The sequence below is a fragment of the Sinorhizobium sp. FG01 genome (assembly GCF_002531875.1).
Taxonomy (GTDB): Bacteria; Pseudomonadota; Alphaproteobacteria; order Rhizobiales; family Rhizobiaceae; genus Sinorhizobium; species Sinorhizobium fredii_C.
The window spans coordinates 25,139-37,299 of sequence record NZ_NWTB01000029.1 but is presented as its reverse complement, the minus strand read 5'-3'; the positions used below and the strand labels follow the sequence as shown (position 1 = coordinate 37,299).

The 12,161-nt window shown below is 61.3% G+C and carries 6 protein-coding genes and 1 pseudogene; 1 reads left to right on the top strand and 6 read right to left on the bottom strand.

The genetic code is table 11. The features are described from left to right. Nucleotides 1-272: 272 nt before the first annotated feature. The 6 genes and pseudogenes from CO656_RS27760 to CO656_RS27735 all read right to left on the bottom strand — a co-directional run bounded on the left by CO656_RS27760 (nt 273) and on the right by CO656_RS27735 (nt 6,214). The gene (locus CO656_RS27760) at nt 273-1,532 is read right to left on the bottom strand and encodes a PHB depolymerase family esterase (protein WP_097527939.1); all 1,260 of its coding nucleotides are present in this window, start codon (nt 1,530-1,532) and stop codon (nt 273-275) included. A 30-nt stretch (nt 1,533-1,562) separates the two neighbouring features. Next, nucleotides 1,563-1,982, bottom strand: coding sequence for a CopG family transcriptional regulator (locus CO656_RS27755; RefSeq protein WP_037423744.1), 420 nt, complete (start codon nt 1,980-1,982; stop codon nt 1,563-1,565). Nucleotides 1,983-3,063: 1,081 nt separating this feature from the next. After that, a complete protein-coding gene (locus CO656_RS27750) occupies nt 3,064-3,267 on the bottom strand; it encodes a cold-shock protein (RefSeq protein WP_037423747.1) in 204 nt (67 codons plus the stop codon). Between the two features lie 382 nt (nt 3,268-3,649). Next, nucleotides 3,650-5,029, bottom strand: coding sequence for a hypothetical protein (locus CO656_RS27745; protein ID WP_097527936.1), 1,380 nt, complete (start codon nt 5,027-5,029; stop codon nt 3,650-3,652). Between the two features lie 248 nt (nt 5,030-5,277). Beyond that, nucleotides 5,278-5,496, bottom strand: a pseudogene (locus CO656_RS27740) (ATP-binding protein); the annotation flags it as partial. Between the two features lie 145 nt (nt 5,497-5,641). After that, a complete protein-coding gene (locus CO656_RS27735; RefSeq protein WP_245428555.1) occupies nt 5,642-6,214 on the bottom strand; it encodes a hypothetical protein in 573 nt (190 codons plus the stop codon). Between the two features lie 367 nt (nt 6,215-6,581). Here CO656_RS27735 and CO656_RS27730 point away from each other — a divergent pair, with 367 nt between their 5' ends. After that, nucleotides 6,582-12,119: a trifunctional serine/threonine-protein kinase/ATP-binding protein/sensor histidine kinase gene (locus CO656_RS27730; protein WP_097527938.1), complete on the top strand. Its 5,538-nt coding sequence runs from the start codon at nt 6,582-6,584 to the stop codon at nt 12,117-12,119. Nucleotides 12,120-12,161 lie beyond the last annotated feature (42 nt).

Sequence of the window (12,161 nt, the reverse complement as noted above, 5' to 3'; positions counted from 1 at the left end):
AGATTGGTTCCGGATTGCTCGTTCACAATCAGAGCACGGCCGTGAGCAGGTGCGGTTTTCAGGTGGGGTTGAGCGCCGTTCACGCGCCGTCGATCGCCAGTGTGAGGGTAGGCACGGGCCCAACATTAACTGTCCGAAAGCAGGAGTCTGATGGTTGTGTGGACTCTATGGTGCACTCAGCAGACAAAACGCGGTGACTAAGAAGGGAATTGCTGATGGCTGACGAGAGTAGCACGGGACCAAGTGCTGCGGCTGTAGCGACGTCGACGCCTTTACTTCTGCCCATCGAGGAAGAACCGCACCATTTGGGAAGAGGCGTCCGGACCATGCGGGTCCGTATACGAACCAGCGGAATGGCCGCCGGACCAGGCATGGCCGGCACCCTCCACCAGCCAATATTCGACCGCCGGCCGTCCCGCGGCATCCACAACAGTGGTTCTTTGATAGGTCCGCCCGCCGGCGGATCGACCGGATTCTTTCCGGACGGCCCATCCGGAGCCTGTTGGCGTGGCTGCCGCGACGATCCGATCGGCGTTGGAGGGATGCACGGTCCGATCCGCACTCCCTTGGAAGACAATCGTCCGGAGCCGGTGTCCATTGGCGAGCCGCTTCGGATGGGATGCAAGCCCGCCATTGCCGCGCATCGCGGAGAAAGCTGAGACGACGTCGTTGGCCGACCCGTAGGTTAGGCCGGAATGGATCCCCGCGGCGGAATAGAGATCGGGATAGGTCTCGCCCATAACCGCCGCCATTGCTCCACCTGCCGAAAGGCCTGCCACGAAGATGCGGCTGCGATCGAGGCCGAATTCGGCCATGATCTCCTTGGTGATGCCGGCAATGATCGAGGGTTCGCCCTCGTCGCGCATCTGGTCGGCGGGCCGGAACCAGTTCCAGCAGAACGATGCGTTGTCAGCCCCGCTTTGGCGGGGATAGGCGACCATCAGGCCGTGCGTCTCGGCGACCGCATTCATGCCGGTTCCTGCAGCAAAGTCTTCGGGATCCTGTTTGCAGCCATGAAGCATGATGACAAGGCCGCGCGGCCGATCGGATGCGGATGCGGGAATGTAGAGCCTGTAGCTTCGCGAGCCCGCGGGGCAGGTGAAGGATCGCGCCAGGAACTGTGCCCCGTCCGGCACAACTGCCGGAGGCCCCCGTTTTGCCAGTCCGGGCAGGCTCACGTCATGTAGCGATCCGAAAACGCCGGACGCCAACCGCCCCTCGCGCAATATCCGTACCGTTTCTCCCAAGGAATTCCGCAACCTTCGCGACGCGGTGCCATCGCCAGCGCTATTGGCGGACTCTTCCACCGCAGGCTTTGCCGATGGCTCGATGACCTCCGCATCCGGATCGATCGGAAAGGGGGTGGAGCGCCGATTTGGCGGCGGTGGTGTGATGTCCGGTGTCGAGGTGCGAGTATCTAAGGCCAATTGACCGGCCAGTGCATTCTGGATCACGCGTGTCGCCTCGGCGAGCTTCAGGGCGCGCGTGGACCGTACCGCACGGAGCATGGCCGTGGCAAAATCTTCATTCATCGAGGTGTCCTTGTTGGTCACGCCGCTGCTCTATCGGATGCGATCGGCCAGCGCTGATTTGAGCTCGGTGCTGGCCTGCAGTGCGCCGAGCACGGTGATGGATTCAATTGTTGCCAAAGCAAGTTCCGGCGTGACGTCGGGTGCGAAGCGGGCAAGTCCGACGACCTTGATGTGAAGCCTTTCGCCGGCCGCCTTGAGCGCTTCCAGATCGGCTCTGCTGTAGTCGCGCAGCCCCAGCTCGAGCGTGTGCCGAACGATCGACTGCTTGACCGCCTCGGCTTCGGCCGCGAGCTGGTTGCGGATCGCTGTTCGGATGAAGTCGGTGCGATTGGAATAGAATCCTTCCTGCACGAGAAGGTCGATGCGGCCGAGATCGACGTAACCGAGATTGATGGTGATCTTCTCCGATTCGCCGCCCTTGTCGCGCAACTTGTGTACATTGTCTTTCATGGAATCCTCCACCATCCACCTGGATGGTATATGGATGTTTTGTTGACGGGTTGCAAGAGCCATGTCTTTGTTAGCGATGTAATTGCACGTCGATCAGCCTCGAAGACTCCTCACGCTCCCATTCGGCCTTCGCCGCTCCAGGACACTTGCGAGCGACTTGCCGCGCGTTGAGATGAACTCGCCGGCTGAACAACCCGGCAAACTACGATCGCCAATCCACGCCGCCTGGAGGTCCCATCAGGCGTGGTGCACGGGGCCTCCAAAGCACACCCTGAATCCGGGCAGCTCTGGAGTTTCGTTCGCACGGAACGCCGCAGTCATGGAAGGTACGTCGATGACCAGAACTGACCCTCTGCTGATCTTGTGGATCACGGCATCGCTGGCGTTTGCCTCCCCCTGCTGACGCGGCAGCGATGAGGTACAGCATCCTGTGCTTTGTTCGGACGGGGGGTGTCGGGCGGGGTTTTCGACGATGCCCTGGCCATTCCTGCATAAGCGCGCGAGCGGCCGAACCGCGCCTCTTCCGGTCGGCTAAACCTCGTCGCGCGGGATATTCCCGTACATGGAGATCCTCCACCCGAGCGTGATAAACCATCCCGGCCGGATGCCGAGGCGTGCCTCTGCTGTCGAAGGGTGCGGTTAAATCTAGCGTGGGGCAGCACGATCATGGCTGCGGTATATGTGGCGAGTATCTGGCGCGATGACGAGCGACGGGCAAGAGCTGTTGTCCGACGAACTCTCCAAGTTCCTGCCGGCGCTTGCCCAACTTCCCGAAGGCTGATGTCGATGGACGTTTGGACCGCTGCCCTGGAGCGCCACCGTGAAGCGGTCGGACGCCGCGATACGAACTGACTATACGGGGAGGAAGTGGGCGCGACGCATATCGTCAGTTTTAATATCCCTATGCTCTCAGGAGCCAGACGCGCCTTGAAGCCCTACGATGTCGTCTTCGAAAGTCATCGATTGCGTGCTCGTCTTCGAGCGTCCCTTGGATCGTCTTGCACCTGGCGCCGAGAGCGCCGACGCCGCCAGAAACAGGCGACGTTGCTGATCGTCTACTTCGGGCGAGAAGAGTTGCAGATCAAACTGATCTGACATTTTCGGCTTTCGACTTCCCGGTCTTGCGGTCTTGGCCCAGTTCGTAGCTGACCTTCTCTCCGTCTCGAAGTGGTCCGGAGCCCTGCACCGCCGACACATGGACGAATACATCTGCCCCGCCATTGTCGGGCGTGATGAAGCCAAAACCCTTGTCCTGGTTGAAAAACTTAACGGTACCAGTCGCCATCTTTATCCTCGTCAACGAAGCGGCTTACGTGCCGCCGGCGAAGCTTATTCATCGCTGCGCTCGCATGCAACCTTTCCTCCGTGTGATAGCGCACCAGACAGAAGCCTGGGCTTGGCTGCTCGAATGACTCTCCAGTCTTTGTGACAATGGTCGAAGGTGAAGACTAGCTACATGCATACGAACGTTTGAATGCCCATTTCCAACGGCCTAGTCGGCCGCAAACGCCGGCGTCCATCGCGATCGTCCTTGCTCTCTGCAACAACATCCGCATCAACGCGCTGGCGCCTGCGGTCGTTGAAGTCCCCGTCTCCCGCCGCCGTCGATTCGATCCCTTCAAGGCGAGCACTTGAAACTCGTCTGTTTTGATGCGCTCGAAGACTCCTCAAGCCATCTCGAGGTGCGAGTCTTTCGCCCCTTGCACGATTAACGGCGCGGGAGACTCCTTTTGCAGGTGGGAAGCGTTAAGTCGGCGCGCCACGATATCGTGGTTGAGCCACCGGACAGGACCGGCGGGATCTGAAGATGCACCAAAAATAAGCTGCCCCGTCGCCTCCACCACGAGGGCACTCAGGAGGTCGCTGATCATCGCCTTGCTGTCCCGATGCATCTGTGTGATCTCGTTGGACGTGCCGATGGTCAGATCGGACTGTGCTTGGCTGTTCGCCATTGGCCACGCCGAGAAGTCGTAAAACGGACGCATGACCTCGTTGGCCTGCATATCGGTAATCTTCTGGAAAACATCCTTCATCGTGAAGCCGTCTGCCAGAAGCTGCTGGCATGCCTGCCATTGGTCCTCTGCCCACTGGCCACCGTTCTCTTTCCTCAAGGCGAGCAGCAGCGGTATCAGGGGAAGCTCGATACCCGTAAATACGTCTGACGAATTGGTCCGTATTTCGGGACAGTTATAGACGGTTGCCTTGACGCCCGCTGCCCAGGCATCCTCCGCGATGCATTCGAGCCGCATCTTGGCGTAACCTTGCGTGTAGTTGGTGTAGGTCTGCCAACGGTAGCTGCCGTCTATCAGGATTGCCGTTCCATGATACCCGTAGGCCGTATAGCGGACCTGACCGCCCGATGCCTCTACGCGCTCCCGGATCGCCGTGCTGAAGTCGATAAGATGTCGAAAGGTGATTGCGGAGACTTCGTCGAAATTCTGCAGGATGAGCTTGCCCATGTCGCTGTCGAGGAGGGCTTGCGATGACATGTGGCGGGGACCAACACCCTTGTAGATTCGATTGGCAACGACCAGGAATACCTTCGCTTTCGGGATACCTCCGGCCATTGTATGGGCGAAAAAAACATTGCGGCCGTCGGCAATCATTCCATCGAGAACGGCCATGACCTGTGAAAGCGAATTCGTGAACCGCGAGGTGGCGATGTCTCGACACAGCTCAATGTAGTCCCAGTCGAGCCTGTCATGCTGCCAGCTCTCCAGCGTCATCGTCGCGAGGAGATCCGTCGGAGTGGGGCCGCCTGCCGGAGCGTCGAGATCGAAGCCAGCCATTAGAGGTATGTTGATAATCCTGCCGCCCAATCGGCCTTCGGCGGCAGAAAGTTCCTCGGCGTTTAGAGGCCGCAGTGCGTTGTTCTCGTCGCGCCGCCCAACCGTAATTCCTACGATCTCCATTCCAGCCCGCCGAGCTTCGTTGACCAAGCCAGTCGCGTATCCGCGACCGAAGAGTTCGCCGAAGAGGACGAAAACATCACCTTTACGGAAGACGCTGTTTTCGGCAATGCCATTCAAGGCGATCGGGTTTTCCATGCTGTCAGCTCTTTGGTCCGTTGGTCGTCGAGCGATGGCTCAGACGAGCTTCAACAGTTACATGACCGCGCTGACCCGTAATAGGAAGTCATTTTAAGTGACCGTTCATTTCAAAACGTGAAGTCCAGTAAGGACTACTCGTCATTCGAACTATAAAAAGAAGGTAAATGTCGGGGCTGGTGGCGCGATCTGTCCTTGGCGAAGTCGCTTATCGGCGCAAAGCTGCCTCAATCGAACAGCCGAAATGTGCGGATGAGGGCGCGGGCGATGGCGATGGCCACATGCGACTTGCCCGTTGCCGGGCCGCCGACGAGGACCATGTTGTGCTGTTCGGCCAGGAAGTTGCCGGTGGCGAGTTCGCGGATCAGCTCTTCGTTGACCGGCGCGCCGTCGAAGTCGAAGTCATCGTTCTCTTTGGCGAGCGGCAGCTTGGCGATGGTGAGCTGGTAGCGGATGGAGCGCGCCTGCGAAGGTGTTTGCTTCCGCCAGCCTTCCAATGCCGTCGACGCAACGGCCAGAGCTGGATCGGGAAACTTGGACAGGGGTTATAAGTGGAATTTCTGCCTGAACACGGCATAGAAGCCGGGAACAGGAGTCTTCTAACTGACGCGATTATTCTTCGATCAGACGCTTCTCTCCCGGGGGGAGCCCCTGCTCGATCAACCTGTCGAGGTAGTCGCAGTAAGGACTGCCTTCATAGAATGGGTGGGCCGCCTCTCGGACGTATTCCGCATTCAGGTTTGGAAACTTCTTCAAAGGATCAGAGATCCAGATCCTCACTTCATCGGTATTGCCCGCCCTGAGGCCGAGCAACGCTGCTCCGATGAATGGATAATAGGTTGTGCGTTCGAAGGACGCGCCTTCCCGTAGATGCACCCGGGCCGTTGAGAGGTCATCGGGCTCGCCTCTCAGCATCAAGCCAATACCGAGCAGTGTCTTGAACGAAAATATAGACGGATCGTGAGGACTAAGAACGGCTCGAATCGTCGTATCGGCGTTCCTGAGCCGCACGGCCGCCATTCCATGTGCGAAGTGAAGAAATGCGTAGTCGGGATTTAACGCAAAGGCCCTGTTCAGCGACAGGCATGGCCTCAGCCGCTCGCCCGTATGTGGCCAAGCCCCCTGCTTAAAGCGATATCTCAGTGTCTCGCGGACACGCCGCATCTCCAATCTCTCCGCTGGCATCCCGTTCCTTCGCTCATGACAGCCGAAGGACGAAACTTCACACCAGCAGGGGACCCACTTCAGAGCCCTCCAATTGGGAGCGCATCATCTCGGAATCAGGGGGCGACTATTATTCGGAATGAGAGGCCCGAATGATTTCGGAATCAGGGGGCGGATTGCCTCGGAATTTGCACGGAAGGAGATGTCTTAGGAAGACATCGTCAGGCCACGTCATGTGTGGTAATGATCTTTCTTATACTTGCTCTGGCCACCTGGCGGACGAATTTTGTGCGCCAAAGTTGCTGACAGTCTGTCGGGAAACGCCAACGTGTCGACCGAGTCCGGCGGTTGAACCCATCCTCTCGGTTCGGCGCTGATGGAGAGCACCTTGAAGGTCCTGTGGGAGGATGGCGAACGCGTGCTGTGCCGCGGACGGCGTCGGGGTGCCGGCGGCCAGTGGGACGCTGTGCTGACCGTATTTCCCGCCAGCGAGCACCCGACGCCCTCAAGTCTCGATCGCCTCGCCCACGAATATGAACTGAAGGAAGAACTGGAAGGTACATGGGCCGTGCGGCCCCTGGAGTTCGTGCGCGAAGGCGGCCGGACCATGCTGGTCCTCGAGGATCCCGGCGGCGAGCCGCTCGCGCGGCTGCTCGACGGCCCGATGAAGGTCGGAGATTTCTTACGAATCGCCATCGCCATCGCCTCGACCCTATGCAAGGTCCACCAGCGCGGTCTCGTCCACCAGGACGTCAACCCGGCCAACATTCTAGTGAGTGGCGGGAGTGAAGAGGTGCGGCTGATCGGCTTTGGCATTGCCTCGCGCCTCTCTTGCGAACGGCAGACACCCGACCCGCCCGAGACCATCACCGGGACGCTCGCCTACATGGCACCGGAACAGACCGGCCGCATGAACCAATCGGTCGACTCTCGTAGCGATCTCTACGCGCTCGGGATCACCTTTTACCAAATGCTCACGGGTGTACTGCCGTTTGCGGCGGCCGATCCGATGGAGTGGGTGCACTGCCACCTCGCCAGGAAGCCTTTGCCACCCACAGAGCGACTGAAGGGCGTGCCCGGCGTCATCTCAGCGATCATCATGAAGCTGCTCGCGAAGACGGCCGAGCAGCGCTACCAGACTGCCGCCGGTCTGGGCCGCGACTTGCGGCGCTGCCTCACTGCGTGGGAGGTTCTGGGCCGCATCGATGCCTTCCCGCTCGGCGAAGACGACACGCCGGACCGGTTCCTGATCCCGGAGAAGCTGTATGGACGCGAGCGCGAAATCAAAGCCCTGCTCGCGGCCTTCGACCGCATCGTCCAGGGTGGCGGCCCGGAGCTGGTGCTGGTGTCCGGCTACTCCGGTATCGGCAAGTCCACCGTCGTCGGCGAGCTGCGGAAGGTGCTAGTGCCGTCGCGCGGGCTGTTCGCCTCGGGCAAGTTCGACCAATACAACCGCGACATCCCATATGCCAGCTTGGCGCAGGCCTTGCAGGGGCTGATCCGCCCGCTGCTTGGCAAGAGTGAGGCCGAGCTGGCGCCCTGGCGCGAAGCCTTTGGCGAGGCGCTTGGCCGAAACGGCCAGCTCATGGTGACACTCATCCCTGAGCTCGAACTCCTCACTGGCCCGCAGCCGCCGCTACCGGAGCTGCCGCCGCAGGACGCGCAGCGCCGCTTCCAGATGGTGTTCCGCCGCCTGCTCGGCGTGTTCGCGCAGCCGGAGCATCCGCTGGCGCTGTTCCTCGATGACCTGCAGTGGCTTGATGCTGCGACGCTCGACCTGCTTGAGCACTTGGTGACCCAGCCGGAGCTGCGCCACTTGCTGCTTATCGGCGCTTACCGGGACAACGAGGTCACGCCAGCGCACCCGCTGATGCGGCGGCTGGCGACGATCCGCAGCTTGGGCGTGCCGGCGCAGGAGATTGTGCTGGCGCCGCTGCGGCTTGAGGATCTCGACCGGCTCATTGCCGATGCGCTGCACTGCGCGCCAGCCTGTGCCGCGCCTCTGGCCCGGCTGGTGTTCGAAAAAACCATCGGCAATCCCTTCTTTGTCATCCAGTTCCTCACAGCACTCGCCGAGGAAGGACTAGTCGCTTTCGACCATGGACAGGCATGCTGGTCCTGGGATCTCGAGCGCATTCACGCCAGGGGTTACACAGACAATGTAGTGGACCTTTTGCTGAGCAAGTTGCGCCGCCTCCCCGAAACGACCCAGGATGCCCTGCAGCAGTTGGCCTGTCTGGGCAACGTTGGCGAGATCGCCACCCTCAAACTGGTCCAGCGGGAGAGCGAGGCTGCGCTGGACGCAGCACTATCGGAGGCGGAGCGAGCCGGGTTGGTATGCCGGAGGGATGGGGCCTATTACTTCCTGCACGACCGCGTCGAGGAGGCAGCTTATACGCTTATCCCTGAAGGCGAGCGGGCCGCTGCACACCTCACCATCGGCCAGCGGCTGGTCGCGCACACGCCGCCGGAGGAGGTCGAGGAGAGTGTCTTCGACATCGTCGGCCAACTCAACCGGGGCATCGCGCTGATCGCCTCGGGCGAGGAGCGGGAGTGGGTTGCCGAACTGAACTTGATCGCTGGCCGGCGCGCCAAAGCCTCGACTGCCTACGCTTCGGCGCTGACCTATCTCACTGCCGGCCGGTCCCTATTGCCGGAGGACTGCTGGGAGCGCCGGTACGAGCTCGCTTTCGCGCTGGAGCTGCACATGGCCGAGTGCGAGTTCCTCACCGGCGCGCTGGGGGAAGCGGAGGCGCGCCTCGCCGAACTGGCAAGCCGCGCCGTCAGCATGCCCGACTTGGCCACCGTAACCCGGCTGCGGGTGGACCTCTTCATGACTCTCGGCCGAAGCGACCGCGCCATCATTGTCGGCCTCGACTACCTGCGCCGCGTCGGCGTCGCTTGGTCGGCGCATCCGACGAAGCACGACGTCCGGCAGGAATACGCGCGGATGTGGCGGCAGCTCGGCGACCGTCCGATCGACGCACTGCTCGACCTGCCCCGGATGACCGATCCGGTCGCGTGCGCGACAATGGACGTGCTTACCTCGCTCGTGTCCCCGGCCTTGTTCACCGACGAGAACCTGCGGTGCCTCGTCATCGGCCGCATGGGAAATCTCAGCCTTGAGCACGGTAACAGCGACGCTTCGTGTTACGCCTACACCGCGGTGGGCAACGTACTGGGACTGTTTTTCGGCGACTACAAGGCGGGGTTCCGCTTAGGCGAGCTGGGGCTTGATATGGTGGAGCAAAATGGCGCGGACCGCCTCAAGGCCCGCGTTTACCTGGCCTTCGGGAACCTCGCGAAGCCTCCGATGCGGCACTTCCCAAGGGGCCGTCCAATCGCACGGCACGCCTTCGACACGGCGCTCCAGGCCGGTGACCTGACCTACGCGGCCTTTAGCTGCAACAACGTGCTCACCCAACTTCTCGCCAGCGGCAATCCGCTCGCCGAAGTGCAGCGCGAGGCCGAAGCCGGGCTCGACTTTGCGCGGCAAGCGAAGTTCGGTCTCGTCGTCGATCTCATCACCGCGCAGGTCGGGCTTGTCCGGGCTCTCCGCGGCCAAACCGCTATCTTCGGCTCCTTCAACAATACCGGGTTCGATGAGACCCGGTTCGAACAACATCTGGAGGAGGATCCGCGCCTGTCGATCGCAGCCTGCTTGTACTGGATCCGCAAGCTGCAGGCCCGTGTCTTCGCCCACGACCACGCCGCAGCGGTCGCGGCGGCGGCGAAAGCAGAACGCCTTCTTTGGATCTCGCCAGCCATCTTCGAGCGGGCGGAATACCATCTCTACGCTGCGCTGGCACGGGCCGCGTTCTGCGACGCGGCCCCCGCTGCGGAGCGAGCCCGCCACCTCAAGGCCTTGGCAGCCCACCACCGCCGGCTCCAGGAGTGGGCCGAGAACTGCCCGGACAATTTCGCGAGCCGCGCCGCGCTGCTCGGCGCGGAGATCGCCCGCCTCAAAGGGCAGTGGCTCGAGGCTGAGCGTCTCTACGAGCAGGCCATCCGATCTGCCCGCGACAACGGCTTGATCCACAATGAGGCGCTCGCCTCCGAACTGGCAGCGCGCTTCTACGCGGCGCGCGGCTTCGAAACCAATACCCATGCCCATCTGCGAAACGCGCGGCACTGCTACCTGCGTTGGGGAGCTGATGGCAAGGTGCAGCAGCTCGATGCATTGTATCCCTACCTGCGAGAGGATGAGCCAGCACCCGGGCCGAAGAGGACGATCGGAGTGCCGATCGAACAACTTGACCTCGCCACGGTGATTAAAGTGTCGCAAGCCATCTCGGGCGAGATAGTCGTTGAAAAGCTGATGGACACGGTCTTGCGCACCGCCATTGAGCAGGCGGGGGCCGAGCGCGGCCTATTGATTGTATCGCGTGGCGGTGAGTCACGGATCACGGCGGAAGCCACGACCGGCGGCGACACGGTCGTGGTACAGCTGCGCGACGAGTTCGTGACCGCGATGATGCTGCCGGAATCGGTCCTTCATTATGTCTTGCGCACAAACGAGAGCGTGGTTCTTGGCGACGCAACAGCTCAAAACCCATTTTCCGCCGACCCCTACATTTGTCAGCACCATGCTCGTTCCATTCTCTGCCTGCCGTTGCTTAATCAGGGTGAGCTGACCGGAGTGCTTTATCTTGAGAATAACCTCGCCCCTCGGGTCTTCGCGCCAGCGCGAATCGCAGTGCTTAAGCTGCTCGCCTCTCAGGCAGCGATCTCATTGCAGAATACCCGGTTGTACCGCGATCTCGCAGAACGCGAAGCCAAGATCCGCCGCCTCGTCAAGGCCAATATCATCGGGATCGTCATCTGGGATATGGAAGCTCGCATTCTGGAGGCAAACGATGCGTTTCTCCGCATGGTCGGATACGACCAAGAGGATCTTGCCTCTGGTCAGCTATGCTTGACGGACCTGACCCCGGGCGAATGGCGCGACCGCGACGCACGGACCGCTGAAGAGCTGAAGGCGACCGGGGCAGTTCACCCGTTCGAGAAGGAGTACTTTCGCAAAGATGGCAGCCGTTTGCCCGTGCTGGTCGGCAGTGCGCTGTTCGAAGACAGCAGGAAAGAAGGTGTCTCTTTTGTCCTCGATTTGACCGAGCGCCGGTGGGCGGCAGAGGCGTTACGCGAAAGCGAGAGGGCCTTGCGAGAGGCACAAGGGCAACTGTCCCACGCAAACCGGGTCGCCACCATGGGGCAGCTCACAGCCTCCATCGCCCATGAAGTCAACCAGCCGATCGCAGCGTCGGTCACCAACGCCCAGGCGGCTTTGCGCTGGCTGGGTACCAATCCGCCAAATTTGGAGGAAGTGCGTGAGGCGCTCGACCGGATCGTCGATAACGCCAAACGAGCGGGCGACGTCATTGGCCGGATCCGGGGTTTGGTTAAAAAGGAACCGCCTCGCAAGGAGCAGTTCGACCTCAATGAAGCCATTCGCCACGTGATTGCCTTGACCCGCAGCGAAGTGCTCCGGCAAGGCGTCTCGCTGCAGACCGAGTTTGCGACGAGCCTTCCGTCCGTGGAAGGAGATCGCGTCCAGCTGCAACAGGTGATCCTCAATCTGATCATGAACGCCATCGAGGCGATGAGCGGCATTAGTGAGGGGGAGCGCGAGTTGCTGATCAGCACCGAGACAGAGGCCTCAGGAGGCGTGGATGTCAGGGTACAGGACTCGGGCCCGGGACTGGACCCGCAGAGTATAGACCGCCTCTTCGAGGCCTTCTACACAACCAAACCCAGCGGCATGGGCATGGGCCTGGCGATCTGCCGTTCGATCGTCGAGGCTCACGGCGGCCGGCTGTGGGTCTCCGCGAATGAACCTCGCGGGGCGGTGTTTCAGTTCACTCTGCCTCCCGAACGGGACGACACCGCTCGCGCAGAGCGTACCGACCAAATGGCAGTGTTGGGAAACTGATGGGACGAACGGCTGGCTGAAACTCGCGCAGCCAGTGCAAGT